The following is a 16,558-nucleotide window of genomic DNA, read 5'->3' as shown; positions in this document are numbered from 1 at the left end:
CGGACACGTCCTCGGGGATCCGGCGGCCGGCCTCGCGGAGGGCGGCGTAGGCGCCGACCGCCATCTGGTCGTTCGCGGCGAAGACGCCGTCCGCGACTGGCCCGCCGGCTTCCTCTGGGGATCCGCGACCGCCGCCGCCCAGATCGAGGGCGCCGGCCACGAGGGCGGCAAGGAGGACAGCATCTGGGACGCCTTCTCCCGCGTCCCCGGAGCGGTCGCGAAGGGCGACACCCCCGAGGTCGCGGTGGACCACTACCACCGGATGCCCGCGGACGTGCGGCTGATGAAGGAGCTGGGGCTCGGCTCCTACCGCTTCTCGGTCAGCTGGGCGCGCGTGAAGCCGGGCGACCGCGCCGTGAACCCCGAGGGCCTCGACTTCTACTCCCGCCTGGTCGACGAGCTGCTCGGCGCCGGCGTGCTGCCGTGGCTGACCCTCTACCACTGGGACCTCCCGCAGGCCGTCGAGGAGACCGGCGGCTGGGCGAACCGCGACACCGCCGAGCGCTTCCGGGACTACGCCGAGGCCGTCTACGAGAGCCTCGGCGACCGGGTGCAGCACTGGACGACGTTCAACGAGCCGTTCTGCTCGACCCTGCTCTCCTACGGCGCGGGCGTGCACGCCCCCGGCGTGATCTCGCAGCAGAAGGCCCTCGCCGCCGTGCACCACACGCACCTCGCCCACGGGCTGGCCGTCTCGACGCTCCGGCAGCTCGGAGCGCAGAACCTGGGCATCACGCTCAACCTCTCGAACGCCGTCCCCGACGACCCCGAGGACGAGGCCGACCTCGACGCCGCACGCCGCTTCGACGCGCTCCAGAACCGGATCTTCCTCGACCCGCTGCTGCGCGGCGAGTACCCCGAGGACCTGCTCGAGGACGTCGAAGGGCTCGGGCTCGACGAGCTGATCGTCGACGGCGACCTCGATCTCATCTCGCTCCCGCTCGACTTCCTCGGCGTGAACCACTACCACGACGACAACGTCTCGGCGCATCCGCTGCCGGCCGGAGCCGACGACTTCGCCCAGGCGACCGACCGCGAGGTCGGCTCCCCCTGGGTCGGCTCCGAGTTCATCACCTTCCCGTCGCGCGGTCTGCCGCGCACCGCGATGGACTGGGAGGTGAACCCCGACGGGCTGCGCTACCTGCTGACCCGCCTGGGCCTGGAGTACGAGAACCTCCCTCCGCTCTACGTGACCGAGAACGGCGCCGCCTACGACGACGTCGTCGAGGACGGCCGCGTGCTCGACGCGGACCGCACGCAGTACGTGCTCGACCACGTCGAGAAGGTCGCCGACGCGATCGACCAGGGCGCCGACGTCCGCGGCTACTTCGTCTGGTCCCTCCTCGACAACTACGAGTGGGCCTGGGGCTACGAGAAGCGCTTCGGCATCGTGCACGTCGACTACGACACGCAGGAGCGGACCGTGAAGGACTCGGGCCTGGTCTACTCCCGACTGCTCGGCGGCAGCGCCGCGGCGATCCTGGACTGACCCGTGAGCGAGCCGACGGGCGTCCGCGGCGGGGGCCGCTCCCCCACCCTCGAGATGGTCGCGGCGCGGGCCGGAGTCTCGCGCGCGACGGTCTCGCGGGTGGTCAACGGCGCCCCGCAGGTGGCGGCCGAGATCGTGGCCGCCGTCGAGAAGGCGATCGGCGAGCTCGACTACGTGCCCAATCACGCGGCGCGGATGCTCGCCTCGCGGCGCACGCAGTCGATCGCGCTGATCGTGCCGGAGTCGACCGCGCGCGTCTTCGCGGACCCGTTCTTCGCCTCGATCGTGCAGGGCGCCGCGATGCGCCTGGCCGACACGGACTACACGCTCTCGATGCTGATCGCGTCCGAGACGGACGGCGAGAAGACGCGGCGGTACCTGCTCGGCGGCAATGTCGACGGCGCGCTCGTGGTCTCGCACCACTCCGGCGACCACTCCTACGCGGCGCTCTCGGGCACGCTGCCGATCGTCTTCGGCGGCCGGCCGCTCTCGCCGGACGAGCGCGGCTCCTACTTCGTCGACGTGGACAACACGGAGGGGGCGGCCGTCGCCACCGCGCACCTGATCGAGCGCGGCCGGCGCCGGATCGCCACCATCGCGGGCCCCGCCGACATGCCGCCGGGCGTCGACCGCCTGATCGGCTGGCGCGGAGCACTCACCGACGCCGGCCTCGCCGACGACCTCGTCGAGTGGGGAGACTTCTCGCCGGCCAGCGGCACCGAGGCGATGCGCCGCCTCCTCGCCCGCGACCCCGACCTGGACGGCGTCTTCGCCGCGAACGACCAGATGGCGGTCGGCGCCTACGCCGCCCTCCGCGAGGCCGGCCGCCGGATCCCCGAGGACGTGTCCGTCGTGGGCTTCGACGACGATCTCTTCGCGCGGAACGCCGTCCCCGCGCTGACCACCGTTCGCCAGCTCCCCGACGAGCTCGGCGCCCGCATGGTGGAGCTGCTGACCGCCCGCATCGAGGGGCTCCCCGTGGAGCACCGCACGCTGATGCCGACGTCGCTGGTCGTCCGCGCCAGCAGCTGACGCCGGCCCGCGACTGTCCAGGAGTCGTCGCAGTCGACGCCGAGTGCGACTACTTCTGCGTAGTCGGAGGGCTCTGCGTGCTCGATCGGATGCGGACCGGCGGGCGGATCAGGACGGTGGGGCGGACGCGGGCGGCGGGGCGGGGATGGACGAGCGGGTCGATCCGTCGACGGGGTGCGTCACGGTCGCCAGCCGTGGGCCACGAGAGCGGCACGGAGCTCGGCGATCGTGCGCGCCCTGCCCCGAATCAGACCCTCCGCGCGGACGACCACGACGATCCAGCCCGCGAGGTGCAGGGCCAGGAGCCGTTCACGATCGCGTGAGAACTGCGCGTCGTCCGTCCGGTGCTGGCCGCCGTCGTACTCCGCCACCACCTTCCACCGTTCGAAGACCAGATCGCCGACCGCGAGCAGTCGGCCGCCGATCCTGATCTCGGCGTTCACGTCGGGCGCGGGCAGTCCCGCCTCCTCGACGAGAGCGCGGAGCCAGGTCTCCCTCCGCGAGGCGGCTCCGGTCGATGCCAGCCGCAGAGCCTCAGCCAGGCCGCGTCGGCCCCGGCCCCGATGGGAGGCCAGGCGGTCCTGCAGCTCGTGAAGCCGGACATGGGGACGCGGATCGTCCCGGCGCGGGTAGCGCGGCTCGAACAGGAGGTGGTCCGTCGCCGCGAGGAGATCGCGGGCGGACAGCAGTGGCGCGAGCGCGATCCACGTCGACACCGCTCCCGTCACCGGCAGGCCGTGCCGCTCGACCCTGTCCGTCTCCGTGAGGGTGTGGCCGATCACACCCCGGGTCCTGGGGGGCCGGTGCGGCGTCGTCGCCGCCACGTGGATCGGATCGTCCTCGCCGGGTCGCGCCGGGAGCGGCACTCCCCAGGCTTCGGCCGCGGTCAGGTGGGAGAAGAGCTGCCAGGGCCGCAGCCGCGGCAGATAGGCGGCGGCTCGTTCCAGGTGCGTGACGGGCGCCACCCGGGTGCGCACTCCGTGGAAGGGGCTGGCCAGGGCGGGAGTGCGCAGCCGGGCGTCCGTCATCCCGGCGCGGAGTGCCGCTCGCCGGGTGAAGGCTCCGAGGTCGGTACTGGACATGCCGCGATTCTGGCGGTCCGTGATCCTCGTCCGTCTCCCGCGATCCGCATTCTGTGGACGAACCCCTGATCCCGCACCTGGGGAGGCGCGCCTCCCACCACGACTGTCCAGGAGTTGTCGCAGTCGGCGTCGAGTGCGACAACTCCTGGACAGTCGGAGCGATCGATGTCGAGTGCGACACCTTCTGGACAGTGGGAGCGACCGAACTCGACTGCGACGACTCCTGGACAGTGGGAGCCGGCCGGTGCGCAGGAGTCGCGGGGGTGGCGAGCGAGGACGGCGACGTCTGAGGAGTCGAGAGGGCCCGCGTCAGAGGAAGAGCGGCGCCGGGTCGAGGGCGGCGAAGCGTCGGCGCATGACGGCGACCGCGTCGGCGTGCTCGTCGACGAGGACGAAGCGGCGGCCGAGAGCGTGCGCGACGGCGCCGGTCGTGCCGGAACCGGCGAAGAAGTCGAGGACGGCGTCGCCCTCGCGGCTGGACGCCTGCACGATGCGGCGGAGGATCCCCTCCGGCTTCTGCGTCGGGTACCCGGTCTTCTCGCGGCCGGTCGGCGAGACGATCGTGTGCCACCACACGTCGGTCGGCCGCTTGCCGCGCTCGGCCTTCTCGGGGGTCACCAGGCCCGGGGCCATGTACGGCTCGCGGTCCACGGCGGCGGAGTCGAAGTGGTAGCCGCGCGGGTCCTTCACGTAGACGAGGATCGTGTCGTGCTTGGTCGGCCAGCGGCGCGTGGCCTTCGCTCCGTAGTCGTAGGCCCAGATGATCTCGTTGAGGAAGCACTCGCGGCCGAAGAGCGCGTCGAGCAGCACCTTCGCGTAGTGCGCCTCGCGGTAATCGAGGTGGAGGTAGAGGGTGCCGTCGTCGGCGAGGAGCCGCCACGCCTCGGCCAGACGCGGCTCGAGGAACGACCAGTAGTCGTCGAAGCGGTCGTCGTAGCGGAGGAGGTCGCCGCGGATCCGCTCGTAGCTGCGCCCCTTGAAGCCGGCGATCGTGCCGGTGGTGGAGCGCACCGAGGTGGTCGAGGTGCGCACCTGCGCCCGGCCCGTGTTGAACGGCGGGTCGAGGTAGACGACGGTGAAGGCCCCGTCGGCCAGCTGCGGCAGGACCTCGAGGTTGTCGGCGTGGAACACCGCGCTCCGCGACTCCGGGACGCCGTCCGCGATCTGGATCGTCCTGGGCACCCGGCAATTGTGCCAGTGCGTGTGAGCCCGGCGACACGCTCCGCACCTCGCACCCGGGCTCGACGGGTGCCGGGAGGCTCCGGCGTAGAGTGGCGCGATGATCTCCGAGGTGCGCCACGACGAGGACTCGTCCCGCTACACGCTCTGGCTCGACGGCGAGACCGTCGGAGTCGCGGACTACGCCGTCCGCGGCCGCGACGTGGTCTTCCTCCACACCGAGATCGCGCCCGAGCACCGTCACGAGGGCCTCGGCGAGACCCTCGTCGAGGCGGCCCTCGACGACGCGCACGAGCGCTTCGGCGGGCGCATCGTCCCGGCCTGCCCGTTCGTCGCCGAGTTCATCGCCGAGCACCCGGACTACCAGGAGCTCCTCGCGAGCTGACGGGAGCCCGCCGGACCGGCCCGCCGCGTACCGCTCCGGGTCCACGGGCCGGCGACCGCCGCCCCGGACCCGCCGGTCAGGGGACGCGCCGCAGCCACTCCGGAGTCGAGTACTTCGTCCGCACCAGCTCCTCCGCCGCCGCGTACTCCTCCTCGGTCAGCGTCCCCGCCTCGCCGCCGTGCAGCTGCACGAAGGTCGCCTTCATCCGCTCGATGATCTCGGCTCGGCTGAGCCCGGTCTGGCTGCGCAGCGGGTCGACGCGCTTCACGGCGGAGGCGATGCCCTTGTCCGAGAGCTTCTCGCGGCCGATCCGCAGCACCTGCACCATCTTCTCGGCGTCGATGTCGTAGCTCATGGTCACGTGGTGGAGGACGGCGCCGGAGCCCAGGCGCTTCTGCGCGGCGCCGCCGATCTTGCCCGAGGGCGAGGTGATGTCGTTGAGCGGCTGGTAGACCGCGTCGATCCCGAGCGACTGCAGCGCGCTGACGGCCCACTCGTCGAGGAAGGCGTAGGAGTCGGCGAAGGTCAGCCCCTGGACGAGGTCGCCGGGGACGTAGAGCGAGTACGTGACGACGCTGCCCGCCTCCATGAACATCGCGCCGCCGCCCGAGATGCGGCGGACCACGTCGACGCCGTACTTCGCCGCGTTGTCGAGGTCGACCTCGTTGCGGAGCGACTGGAAGCTGCCGATGACGACGGCGGGCTGGTCCCACTCCCAGATCCGCAGCGTCGGCTCCCGGCGGCCCTCGCCGACCGCGGCGGTCAGCACCTCGTCGAGCGCCAGGTGGGTCGCGGGAGAGACGGCCCGGTCGTGCACGATGCGCCAGTCGTAGTCGCGCCAGCTGGTCGCCTTCTGCAGCGAGCGGCGGATCGCGACCGCGACGGCCTCGGGCGTGAAGCCGAGCAGGACCGCGTCGGCCGGGAGCGCCTGCCGGATGGCGGCGGCGATGGACTTCGCGTCCGTCTCGGCCGGCAGGCCCACGACCGCGCGATCGATGTCGTCGAGGGCCGTGTCGGGCTCGAGGAAGAAGTCGCCCGCCAGGCGGAACCCGGCGAACCTCCCGTCGACCACGTCGAGGTCGACGACCACGAGCTTTCCGCCGGGGACCTTGTACTCGCCATGCATGACGCCAGCCTAGGCGCGAGCCGGGGCGGGGAAGCGCTCGCCCAGCCACTCCACGAGATCGGCCGTGACCTCGGCCCGGTTGAGCTCCTGGAACAGCTCGTGCCGCGCCTCCGGGTACACCCGCACCGAGACGTCCGTGTACCCGGCCCGCCGCCGGTAGGCCTGGGCGAGCGCGCGCACCGACCGCTCGCCGCCGAGGGTGTCGTCGGCGCCCACGACCAGCAGCAGGGGCAGCGGATGCTCGGGCCCGCGCTTCGGGCGGCCGACCAGCCGCAGGGTCTCGACCAGCCCGATCCGCTTCGCGAGCGGCGTGGTGAAGGTGAGGGGGTCGTCGTGGAACCGCTGCCAGACCTCCGGGTCGCGGGAGAGCCACTCGAGGCCGAGGCCGCCGGCGACGCGGTGCCGCTTCGCCAGGTCGCCCGCGTTCATGTGCCCGGGGAGGCGGTAGGCCGTGCCGCTCAGCACGAGCGCGGCGTAGGCGCCGGAGTGGTGGTCGACGATCCGCTGCGCCATGAGCGACCCCCAGGAGTGGCCGAGCAGCACGATCGGCACTCCCGGGCTCTCCTCCGCGAGCAGCTCCGTCAGCCGGAGGATCGCCGCCTCGGTCGCGCGCAGGCCGCCCGGCCCCAGCAGTCCGAGCCGGGAGGAGTCGCCGCCGTGCTGCTCGAGGCCGGTCCGGCCGTGCCCGCGGTGGTCGTCCGCCGCGACCGCGTACCCGGCGGCGACCAGCGCCTCCGCCAGCTCGACGTAGCGCCCCGAGTGCTCGCCGACCCCGTGGGCCAGCTGCACGATCGCGCGGGGCGAGGGGTGCGGCCACCAGCGGTAGTGGATGACGACGCCGGAGGCGTCCTGGAAGGTCCTGTCGACAGCGGCGCCGGTCATGGTGACCAGTGTGGCGCTCCGGCCGCTGGGCGCGAGGGACGCGCGGAGAACTGAGAAGATACTCACGATCCATCGGCGGGCACCCTGCTCGCTACGGTGCCTCGCTACCTTTTCCCTTGACGAGCGACCCCCGCGACCGTCCCCCGACCCCCCTTCACGAGCGAGGCCAGCCCCTTCATGACCGTATCGCCCCTGATCTGGACCCTGACGATCGTCTTCATCGTCCTGCTCCTGCTCTTCGACTTCTTCTTCCACGTCCGGAAGGCCCACGAGCCCACGCTGAAGGAGTCGTCGATCTGGTCGGCGCTCTACGTCGGCATCGCCGTGCTCTTCGGGCTCGGCGTCCTCGTCTTCGGCGGAGCGACGCCCGGATCGGAGTACTTCGCGGGGTACATCACCGAGAAGGCCCTCTCGGTCGACAACCTGTTCGTCTTCCTCATCATCATGGCGAGCTTCAAGGTGCCCCGCGCCGACCAGCAGAAGGTGCTCCTCTTCGGCATCGTCTTCGCGCTGATCGCCCGCACCGGCTTCATCTTCCTCGGCGCCGCACTGATCAACTCGTTCGCCTGGGTCTTCTACATCTTCGGCCTGATCCTGCTGCTGACCGCGTTCAACCTGGTCAAGCCGGGCGACGACCACTCCAGCGACAACGTGATGGTGCGCCTGGCCAAGCGGATCTTCAAGACGAGCGACCAGTACGACGGCGACAAGTTCTACACGCACATCGACGGCAAGAAGGTCCTCACGCCGATGATCCTCGTCATGGCGGCGATCGGCGGAACGGACATCCTGTTCGCCCTCGACAGCGTGCCGGCGATCTTCGGCCTCACCAGCGACGTGTACCTCGTCTTCACGGCGACCGCGTTCTCGCTGCTGGGCCTGCGCCAGCTGTACTTCCTCATCGACGGCCTGCTCGACCGCCTCGTCTACCTCAGCATCGGCCTCGCCGCGATCCTCGCCTTCATCGGCGTGAAGCTGATCCTGCACGCGCTCCACGAGAACAACCTGCCGTTCATCAACAACGGCGAGCACGTGGAGGTCTTCGAGATCGGCACCGGACTGTCGCTCTCGGTCATCATCGGCGTCCTCGTGATCACGGTGATCGCCTCCCTCGTCAGCCCCAAGGGCCGCCGCATGGCCGCGGAGGCCGCCGAGCGCCGCCGCGTGGCCGAGGCCGCGGGCGCGGACGTCGACGCGACGCACTGAGTCGTCTCGTGCGCCGCGAAGCGGCGCACCGCAGTCGGCTCTCCTAGGCGGTCGGTTTCCCGAGAGCGGGTCCCGACCGCCTAGAACGATCCGCTGACACGCGGGTCGCTCGTTCGACGGGCCGTCTCGTGCGCCGCAGGGCGGCGCACCGCAGTCGGCTCCCACGGGCGGTCGGGTTCCCGAGAGCGGGTCCCGACCGCCTAGGAGGATCCGCTGACACGCGGATCCCCCGTTCGGCTCGACCGAGCACCGCACGCCGGTGCTCCGCAGTCAGCTCCCCTAGGCGCTCAGGTCCCCGAGAGCGGGTCCCGACCGCCGAGAACGTCCCGCCGGCTCGAGCGCGGACTCCGCTCGCGGAGGGTCAGCGGGCGCGGTAGCGGTGCTCCGGGCGGCCGGTGGTGCCGTAGCTGAGGGTCATCTCGATTAGGCCGCGGCCCGCGAGGCCCGAGAGGTAGCGCTGGGCGGTGGCGCGCGAGATGCCGGCGCGCTCGGCCACCTCGAGAGCCGACAGCTCGGCGCCCGATTCGGCCAGGCGCGCCAGGACGAGCTGCTCGGTCGCCGAGCGCGAGGGCTGCGCGGCGGTCGCGTCGCCCGAGTGCAGGATGCGCAGCGCCCGCTCCACCGCCTCCTGATCGGCCGCGCGGTCCTCCCGCAGCACGTTCCGGAACCGCACGTACGCGTCGAGGCGCTCGCCGAGCAGGCGCGCCTCGAACGGCTTGATGAGGTACCCGAGCGCCCCCGCGTGCAGGGCGCGCCGCACCGTCGCCCCGTCGGAGGCGGCGCTGACGACGAACGCGTCGGTGTCGAGCTCGCGGAGCAGCGCGATCCCGCTCTGATCCGGCAGGTGCACGTCGAGCAGCATCAGATCGGGCGCGTGCTCGGCGACGGCCGCCCGCGCCGCGCGCGCCGTGTGCACCGGAGGAAGGGCCGTCAGCCCCTGCCGCGCCTCGACCAGGTCCGCGTGCAGCTGGGCGACCCGGAAGTCGTCGTCCACCACCAGCACCGTGCGCTCCCGCGCCGTGTCCGCGCTCATGACCCGTCCCCGTCCTGCTCCGGCGGCAGCACCGCTCCGGGGAGGCGCGCGCACAGCACGGCCCCCGACTCCGCTCCGCCGGCGTCCGCCAGCCAGACCTCGCCGCCGCGCCGGGCGGCCACCTCACGGCACAGCGGCAGGCCGAAGCCCCGACCGTGCACGCGTCCGTCGTCCTCGACGGGGTCGCCCGCGCCGGCCCGGTCGAACAGCGAGTCCGGATCGAGCACTCCGTCGCCGGAGTCGGCGACCGTCACGAAGAGCGCGTCGCCGTCGTCGAGCAGCTCGACCTCGACGAAGCGCACGTCGCGCCGCCCCTCGACCGCCGCGCGCACCGCGTTGTCGACCAGGTTCCCGACCACCGTGGCGACGTCCTCCGGCTCGACGACGGTGCCGCGCACCAGCGTCTCCTCGCCGAGCGTCAGCAGCACACCGCGCTCGGCCGCCTCGATCCCCTTCGCCCCGACGAGCGCCTGGAGGTACGGCTCCTGCAGCCGGTCGGCGTGCTGCACCGGGTACTTGAGCGGGCCGCGGGTCAGCACCTCGTCGAGGTAGTCGCGCGCCGACGCGGTCCGCCCAGCATCCAGCAGGCCCGCGACCACGTGCAGGCGGTTGGCGAACTCGTGCCGCTGCACCCGGAGCGCGTTGGTCATCGCGCCGACCGCGTCGAGGCGCCGGCTCAGCGCGGCGAGGTCGGTGCGGTCGCGCAGCACCACCACCACGCCCAGGTCGCGGTCGCCGCGGGTCACCCGGCGGATGTCGACGTAGACGATGCGGGAGCGGACGACGAAGCCCTCCTCGCCTCCGGGGCGGGGCGGCTCGACGGAGTGCAGCGCGGCGCCGATCGCGTCGGCCAGCGGAACGGGCAGGTCGAGCTCCGCGAGCGGCCGCCCGTGCAGCGCCCGCCCGGTCGGGTCGTCGGAGCCGAGGATCGCGGCGGCCCGCGCATTGCAGACGCCGACGCGCCCGTCGCGGTCGAGCGCGAGCACGCCCTCGTCGACCCCGTCGAGCACGGCGGCCTGGTCCTGCACGAGCGAGGTGAGCTCCTCCGGGGCGAGGCCGAGCGTCAGGCGCAGTAGGCGGCGGCGGATGAAGACGGAGGCGACGGCGGCGAGCACCAGGCCGGCGAGCGCCGCGGCGAGGACGCCGAGCAGCGCGGTCGGCAGGTCGGTGAAGACGCTGGAGCGCGCGAAGCCGATGCTGACCTCGCCGACGACCCGCTGCTCCCCCTCGGCGAAGACCGGGACCTTCGCCCGTGCCGACTCGCCGAGCGTGCCGGTGCCCCACGAGACGCTCTCGCGCCCGGCGAGCGCCTCGTCGGGGCTGGTCGAGACCCGCTCGCCGAGGCGGTCCTCGTCGGGGTGGGCGAGGCGGATGCCCTGATCGTCGGTGATCACGACGAAGAGCGCGCCGGTGCGCTGCTCGACGGCGGCGGCGACGTCCTCGAGCGGTCCGCCGCGCAGCTCCGAGGCGGCGGGCGCGCCGGGCACGGCGGAGGACGCGGCGACCGCGTCGCGCACGTCGGGATCCTCGGCGACGGTGCGGGCGATGGCGAGCGCCGTGCCCTCCGCCTCGCCGCGCAGCTGCTGGACGCTGAGCGCGGTGACGAGCCCCGCGCAGACCAGCACGGCGGCCGACACCGTGGCGAGCTGCAGGACCAGGACGTGGGTCGCGAAGCGCATCGGGGCCTCCTCGCCGTCGTCGTGCGCAGAATGCGCAGAAGCCACACTATGCGCAGATGTCGCCGTAATGAGCGATACCCCGGCGCCGGACGCGGGGCTGCCTAGGGTTTCCAGCATCTCCCGGCCGGCTCTCCCGCCGAGCGCGGGCGGAGGCACTGGACGAAGGAGTCAGCTGTGTTGGTAGTACTCGGTTTCACCATGATCCTGGCCTTCATGGCCCTGATCATGACCAAGCGGCTGACGCCGATGGTCGCCCTGATCGTCGTGCCGACGATCTTCGGCCTCTTCGCGGGCGCCGGCCTCGGCATCGGCGACATGGTCCTCGAGGCGATCGGCAGCCTCGCGCCCACGGCCGCGCTGCTGATGTTCGCGATCATGTACTTCGGGATCATGATCGACGTCGGGCTCTTCGACCCGCTGATCCGCTTCATCGTCCGCGCGCTCGGCGACGACCCGGCGAAGGTCGTGCTCGGCACGGCGCTGCTCGCCGGCGCGGTCTCGCTCGACGGCGACGGCTCGACCACCTTCATCGTCACCACCGCCGCGATGCTCCCGATCTACCTGCGCCTGGGGATGAACCCGGTCGTGCTGACCTGCGTCGCGGGCCTGGCCAACGGCACGCTCAACATCGTCCCCTGGGGCGGACCGACGGTGCGCGCCGCCGCGGCCCTCCAGGTCTCGCCGAGCGAGATCTTCGTGCCGATGCTCCCCTCGCTCGCGGTGGGCCTGGTCGTCACGCTCGTCTTCGCCTGGTTCCTCGGGCTCGGCGAGCGCCGCCGCCTCGGCTCGCTCGCGCTGGCCGAGCCGATGCTCGAGCAGGAGCTCGTCGGCGCCGGCCGCGGCTCCTCCTACCGCCCGGGCGGCGCCCGCACCGGCGGCCTCGCGGCGCTGACCGGGGGCATCCGCACCGTCGCCCGGGAGCGCTTCTCCTTCCTCCGCGGCCCTCAGGCCCTGCGCGGAGCCCAGGTGGCGGTCGCCGCCCGCGTGCAGGCCGACGACGCCGACACCGCGATGGCCGACACGATGCTCGACCCCGAGCGCGAGACGCTGCGCCCGAAGCTGATCTGGGTGAACCTGGTCCTGACCCTCGCGGTGATGACGCTGCTGGTCGCCGACATCCTGCCGCTGCCCTACGTGTTCATGGTCGGCTCCGCGGTCGCCCTCCTGATCAACTTCCCGAAGATGAAGGACCAGGCGGCCGAGATCGTCAAGCACGCGCCGAGCATCGTGGGCGTCGTGTCGATGGTGCTGGCGGCCGGCGTGCTGATCGGCGTCCTCAACGGCACCGGCATGGTCGACGCCATGGCGGAGTGGGTCGTCGCGGTGATCCCGCCGGCGCTCGGACCGTTCCTCGCCGTGATCACCGGCGTGCTCAGCATCCCGATGACCTTCTTCATGTCGAACGACGCGTTCTACTACGGCATCCTCCCCGTGCTCTCCGAGAGCGCGGCGAACTACGGCATCTCGCCGGTCGAGATGGCGCGCGCCTCCATCACCGGGCAGCCGGTGCACCTCCAGAGCCCGCTGGTCCCGGCGATCCTCCTGCTCGTCTCCCTCGCCGCGGTGAACCTCGGCGACCACCACCGCAAGGTGCTGTGGCGAGCGGTCGTCGTCTCGCTGGTCATGCTCGCCGTCGGCGTGCTGGTCGGCTCGATCCCCTTCGGCTGAGGTCGGCGGAGCGGAGCGCCGAGCGATCGGAACGAGGACGGGACCTTCTGCTGCGGCGGGGGTCCCGTCCTCGTTCCGCGGCTCGGTCCCGCAGCCCGCGCTAGCGCAGCAGCGGCGCCAGGTTCTCGGTCCAGACGTCGGAGCCGACCTTGAGGATGAGGGCGCCGACCACGACGAGGAACGCGACCCGGATGAAGCGGCTGCCACGAGCGACGGCCATCCGCGAGCCGAGGTACGCGCCCGCCACGTTGGCGGCGCCCATCAGGAGGCCCAGCAGCCAGATCACGTGCCCGCCCGGCACGAAGTAGAGCAGGGCGCCGAGGTTGGTCGCGACGTTGACGATCTTCGCCTTGGCGCTGGCGAGCAGGAAGTCGTAGCCCAGCGCGGTGATCAGGGCGATGATCAGGAAGGTCCCGGTGCCCGGTCCGATCAGGCCGTCGTAGAAGCCGATCAGGAGTCCCAGCACGGCCGCCGTGACGAGGTGGCGCCGGCCCGCGTGCTTGAGCACCGTGACGCTGCCCAGTGCCGGGCGGGCGATCGTCACGACGGCGACCACGATCAGCGCGACGACGATGATCGGCTTGAACACCGCGGCCGGGAGGAGGCCGGCGAGCGTCGCGCCTCCGTAGCTGCCCGCGAGGGCGACCGCCGCCATCGGCAGTGCGGTGCGCAGATCGGGCTTCGCGCGCCGGTAGTAGGTGATCGCGCTGGTGGTCGTGCCGAAGATCGAGGCCAGCTTGTTCGTGGCGAGCGCCTGCACGGGCGAGATCCCCGGCACGAGGAGCAGGGCGGGGAGCTGGAGGAGTCCGCCGCCGCCCACGACCGCGTCGATCCAGCCGGCCGCGAAGGCGGCGAGGATCATCAGCGCGAGGACGGGGAGTCCGAGATCCTCTGTGAAGGTCAGCATCGGTCGGAAGCGTACGCGAGCACCGCGACCCCCTCGACCTCGGAGGCCGGGCCGCCCTAGGGTCGGCGGCATGCGATTCGGACTCTTCATCCCCCAGGGCTGGCGCCACGACCTCGTCGGCGTCCCGGCCGCCGACCAGTGGCGCACCATGAGCGACCTCGCCCGGCACGCCGACGACGGCGCCTGGGAGTCGATCTGGGTCTACGACCACTTCCACACCGTCCCGCAGGTGACGGAGGAGGCGACGCACGAGGCGTGGTCGCTGATGAGCGCGTTCGGCGCCACCACGTCGCGCGTGCGGCTGGGCCAGATGTGCACCTGCATGGGCTACCGGAACCCCGCCTACCTCGCCAAGGTCGCGACGACCGTCGACATCGTCTCGGGCGGGCGGGTCGAGATGGGCATCGGCGGCGGCTGGTACGAGCACGAGTGGCGCGCGTACGGCTACGGCTTCCCGCCGATCGCCGAGCGGCTGGGCCGGCTCGACGAGGGAGTGCAGATCCTGCAGCAGGCCTGGACGACCGGGTCCGCGACCCTCGACGGCCGCTACTACCAGGTGGACGGCGCGCAGAACCGGCCGCTGCCCCTGCAGGAGGGCGGCATCCCGCTGTGGGTCGCCGGCGGCGGCGAGAAGGTCACGCTGCGGATCGCGGCCCAGTACGCGCAGTACACGAACTTCGCCGGGACCCCGGAGGCGTTCGACCACAAGAGCTCGGTCCTCCGCGGGCACTGCGAGCGCCTGGGCACCGACTTCTCGGCGATCACCCGGAGCTCGAACTACAACGTCGTGATCGGCGAGACGGAGGCGGAGGTCGAGGCGGCGCTGCAGCGTCTCGAGGAGCGCGTGGTGCCGTACCTCGGCGCGGAGGGAGCGGCGTCCTTCGTCGCCGAGTACCGCAGCCCCGACGCGCTCGCGGTCGGCACTCCCGCGCAGATCGTCGACCGGCTCGCCGGCATGCAGTCGCGCGGGATGGACTACGGCATCCTCTACTTCCCGGACGCCGCCTACGACCGGTCCGGCATCGAGCTGTTCGAGCGCGAGGTGCTGCCGGCGCTCTCCTGAGCGCGGAGCGGCGGGGGCTCCTACGCCTCCCGCCCCCCGCCCGCAAGTCCTTGGGGCGCCCCGGCCCCGCGCCTACGGTCGGAGCATGGACGCACAGGACATCCGCTGGAACGACGAAGCCCGCGACAAGATCCTCGAGGACTCGGACAGGGTCCTCCGCGAGGCGGTGCTCGACCTCGCGACGAGCAAGAAGGGCGAGCCCTGGGAGGACGTGTTCGCGGAGCTGAACGCGCGCCTCAAGGACCGCTTCATCGACTTCGAGCCCGGCCCGGACCTCCGCAAGTACGCCGAGGCCGTCTCCGCCGGGGAGATCGAGACCGGCTCGTGAGCGAGCACGACCGCGACGCCGCGCTCGAGGACGAGATCACCTCGATCCACGCCCTCGGCGAGGGCCGCGTCGGCGAGACGGCCGGCCCGGAGGACGAGGACCACGAGCTCTCGCCCGAGCAGGACGCCCGCATCGAGTCCGAGCTGAAGAGCCGGGGCAGCGAGAGCTGATCCCCCCGGTACGCGGAAGGCCCGCTCCCCCTCGAGGGAGCGGGCCTTCCGCGTGAGTCGCGACTACGCCGAGAGGGGCTCGTAGTCGGTGTAGCCCTCGGCTCCTCCGCCGTAGACCGTCTCCTGGACGACCTCGTTCTCGGGGTGCCCGCCCTGCCAGCGCTCGACCAGGTCGGGGTTGGCGATCGCCGGGCGGCCGACGGCCACGGCGTCGGCGTGGCCCTCGCTGATCAGCTCGGTCGCCTCCTCGCGGCTGGTCGGCGAGCCGAAGCCGCTGTTGGCGATGAAGACGCCGTCGAAGCGCGAGCGGAGGTCCTGGACCAGCTCGCCGGCGGGCTCGGCGTGCAGGACGCTGAGGTAGGCCAGGCCGAGCGGGGCGAGCCCGTCGACGACGGCCTCGTAGGTGGCGCGCACGTCGTCGCCGTCGGTCTCGACGACGTCCTGGATGTTGTGGGCCGGCGAGAGGCGGATGCCGACGCGGCCCGCTCCGACCTCGTCGACGATCGCGCGGGTGACCTCGAGCGGGAACGCGGCGCGCTCGGCCGGGGTCCCGCCGTACTGGTCGGTGCGCACGTTGGAGACGGGCGAGAGGAACTCGTGCAGCAGGTAGCCGTTGGCGCCGTGCACCTCGACTCCGTCGAAGCCGGCGTCGATCGCGCGGCGGGCGGCGGCGACGAACTCGTCGCGGACGGTCGCCAGCTCCTCGGTGGTCAGCGCGTGCGGCACCGGGAAGGGCTTCTTGCCGGAGGGGGTGTGCACCTCTCCGTCGATGGCGACGGCGCTCGGGGCGACGATGCGGTCGGTGCCGGTGATCTCGGTGTGCGAGACGCGGCCCGCGTTCATCAGCTGCATGACGATGCGTCCGCCCGCGGCGTGCACGGCGTCGGCGACGGCGCGCCAGCCCGCGGCCTGCGCCTCGGTCTCGATGCCGGGCTGCCCGGCGTAGCCCTTGGACTCGGCGCTGGGGAAGACGCCCTCGCTGATCAGCAGGCCCATGCTCGCGCGCTGGGCGTAGTACTCGGCGACGATCGCGCCGGGCACGCCCTGCTCGTCGGAGCGCAGTCGCGTCATCGGTGCCAGGACGATGCGGTTGGGGAGGTCGAGGTCGCCGGCGGTGAGGGGGGAGAACGGATCCACGGGATCGCCTTTCTACGGAGCTGTCTCAGGGGGCTGCCCTGAGGGGGGAGGCACGTGCACCTGCGGCGCACTCCGGGCAGCAACCGCGAGCGGAGCACGGTCATTCCTCCTCCCGGCGTTCTCCCATCCCCCGCGCCCCGGGCACGCGGTCGACGGCCTGCCGCCTCCCGACCCCTGCTCGGACACCGGGGC

The 16,558-nt window shown here is 72.5% G+C and carries 17 protein-coding genes; 8 read left to right on the top strand and 9 right to left on the bottom strand.

From position 1 onward, the window contains the following. Nucleotides 1–64, bottom strand: a 64-nt coding sequence (locus tag C5B93_RS17635) for a hypothetical protein (protein WP_258068182.1), incomplete at its 3' end; no start/stop codon positions are given. On the opposite strand from C5B93_RS17635, the gene C5B93_RS08830 reads away from it, so the two are divergent. Both C5B93_RS08830 and C5B93_RS08825 read left to right on the top strand, forming a co-directional pair. Further along, complete coding sequence (locus tag C5B93_RS08830; RefSeq protein WP_104292263.1) at nt 65–1,489, top strand: GH1 family beta-glucosidase; 1,425 nt, start codon at nt 65–67, stop codon at nt 1,487–1,489. Between the two features lie 54 nt (nt 1,490–1,543). Beyond that, nucleotides 1,544–2,521 (top strand): LacI family DNA-binding transcriptional regulator, encoded by a 978-nt coding sequence (locus tag C5B93_RS08825; RefSeq protein ID WP_104225165.1) that lies wholly within the window; start codon nt 1,544–1,546, stop codon nt 2,519–2,521. Nucleotides 2,522–2,700: 179 nt separating this feature from the next. Here C5B93_RS08825 and C5B93_RS08820 read toward each other — a convergent pair whose 3' ends face one another. Beyond that, entirely contained in the window at nt 2,701–3,603 is a 903-nt protein-coding gene (locus C5B93_RS08820) for a hypothetical protein (RefSeq protein WP_104292255.1), read from the bottom strand. Nucleotides 3,604–3,912: 309 nt separating this feature from the next. Further along, entirely contained in the window at nt 3,913–4,785 is an 873-nt protein-coding gene (locus C5B93_RS08815) for a site-specific DNA-methyltransferase (protein WP_104225160.1), read from the bottom strand. 97 nt (nt 4,786–4,882) lie between these two features. Between C5B93_RS08815 and C5B93_RS08810 the strand changes: the two genes are divergently transcribed. Continuing rightward, complete coding sequence (locus C5B93_RS08810; protein WP_104233160.1) at nt 4,883–5,167, top strand: GNAT family N-acetyltransferase; 285 nt, start codon at nt 4,883–4,885, stop codon at nt 5,165–5,167. A gap of 76 nt (nt 5,168–5,243) precedes the next feature. Here C5B93_RS08810 and C5B93_RS08805 read toward each other — a convergent pair whose 3' ends face one another. Then, nucleotides 5,244–6,293 carry a biotin/lipoate A/B protein ligase family protein gene (locus C5B93_RS08805; RefSeq protein WP_104292254.1) on the bottom strand — a complete coding sequence of 350 codons (1,050 nt, stop codon included), beginning with the start codon at nt 6,291–6,293 and terminating at the stop codon, nt 5,244–5,246. A 9-nt stretch (nt 6,294–6,302) separates the two neighbouring features. Beyond that, on the bottom strand, nt 6,303–7,175 hold the full coding sequence (locus tag C5B93_RS08800; protein WP_104233159.1) for an alpha/beta fold hydrolase: 873 nt from the start codon (nt 7,173–7,175) through the stop codon (nt 6,303–6,305). Nucleotides 7,176–7,352: 177 nt separating this feature from the next. On the opposite strand from C5B93_RS08800, the gene C5B93_RS08795 reads away from it, so the two are divergent. Next, nucleotides 7,353–8,381, top strand: a complete 1,029-nt coding sequence (locus C5B93_RS08795; RefSeq protein WP_104223866.1) for a TerC family protein — start codon at nt 7,353–7,355, stop codon at nt 8,379–8,381. A gap of 361 nt (nt 8,382–8,742) precedes the next feature. On the opposite strand, the gene C5B93_RS08790 is transcribed toward C5B93_RS08795, so the two are convergent. After that, complete coding sequence (locus tag C5B93_RS08790) at nt 8,743–9,414, bottom strand: response regulator (protein WP_104292253.1); 672 nt, start codon at nt 9,412–9,414, stop codon at nt 8,743–8,745. After that, nucleotides 9,411–11,093: a sensor histidine kinase gene (locus C5B93_RS08785; protein ID WP_104258109.1), complete on the bottom strand. Its 1,683-nt coding sequence runs from the start codon at nt 11,091–11,093 to the stop codon at nt 9,411–9,413. Before C5B93_RS08785 ends, C5B93_RS08790 begins: the two co-directional genes overlap by 4 nt. 198 nt (nt 11,094–11,291) lie before the next feature. Between C5B93_RS08785 and C5B93_RS08780 the strand changes: the two genes are divergently transcribed. Continuing rightward, nucleotides 11,292–12,761, top strand: a complete 1,470-nt coding sequence (locus C5B93_RS08780) for a CitMHS family transporter (protein WP_104258108.1) — start codon at nt 11,292–11,294, stop codon at nt 12,759–12,761. Between the two features lie 100 nt (nt 12,762–12,861). Here C5B93_RS08780 and C5B93_RS08775 read toward each other — a convergent pair whose 3' ends face one another. Next, nucleotides 12,862–13,668: a TSUP family transporter gene (locus C5B93_RS08775; protein WP_104223862.1), complete on the bottom strand. Its 807-nt coding sequence runs from the start codon at nt 13,666–13,668 to the stop codon at nt 12,862–12,864. Nucleotides 13,669–13,738: 70 nt separating this feature from the next. Here C5B93_RS08775 and C5B93_RS08770 point away from each other — a divergent pair, with 70 nt between their 5' ends. The 3 genes from C5B93_RS08770 to C5B93_RS17235 all read left to right on the top strand — a co-directional run bounded on the left by C5B93_RS08770 (nt 13,739) and on the right by C5B93_RS17235 (nt 15,229). After that, a complete protein-coding gene (locus C5B93_RS08770; RefSeq protein ID WP_104246861.1) occupies nt 13,739–14,731 on the top strand; it encodes an LLM class F420-dependent oxidoreductase in 993 nt (330 codons plus the stop codon). Between the two features lie 85 nt (nt 14,732–14,816). Next, nucleotides 14,817–15,059: a hypothetical protein gene (locus tag C5B93_RS08765; protein WP_068251275.1), complete on the top strand. Its 243-nt coding sequence runs from the start codon at nt 14,817–14,819 to the stop codon at nt 15,057–15,059. After that, nucleotides 15,056–15,229 carry a hypothetical protein gene (locus C5B93_RS17235; protein WP_160035225.1) on the top strand — a complete coding sequence of 58 codons (174 nt, stop codon included), beginning with the start codon at nt 15,056–15,058 and terminating at the stop codon, nt 15,227–15,229. The genes C5B93_RS08765 and C5B93_RS17235 overlap by 4 nt, the downstream gene beginning before the upstream one ends. A gap of 63 nt (nt 15,230–15,292) precedes the next feature. Here the strand turns inward: C5B93_RS17235 and C5B93_RS08760 are convergent, their stop codons facing one another. Continuing rightward, the gene (locus C5B93_RS08760; protein WP_104292252.1) at nt 15,293–16,366 is read right to left on the bottom strand and encodes an alkene reductase; all 1,074 of its coding nucleotides are present in this window, start codon (nt 16,364–16,366) and stop codon (nt 15,293–15,295) included. Nucleotides 16,367–16,558 lie beyond the last annotated feature (192 nt).

Origin of the sequence: Rathayibacter sp. AY1A2 (assembly GCF_002930935.1) — a bacterium.
Taxonomy (GTDB): Bacteria; Actinomycetota; Actinomycetes; order Actinomycetales; family Microbacteriaceae; genus Rathayibacter.
Note: the sequence above shows the minus strand (reverse complement) of the source record. Positions and strands in the feature narration are given on the sequence as shown.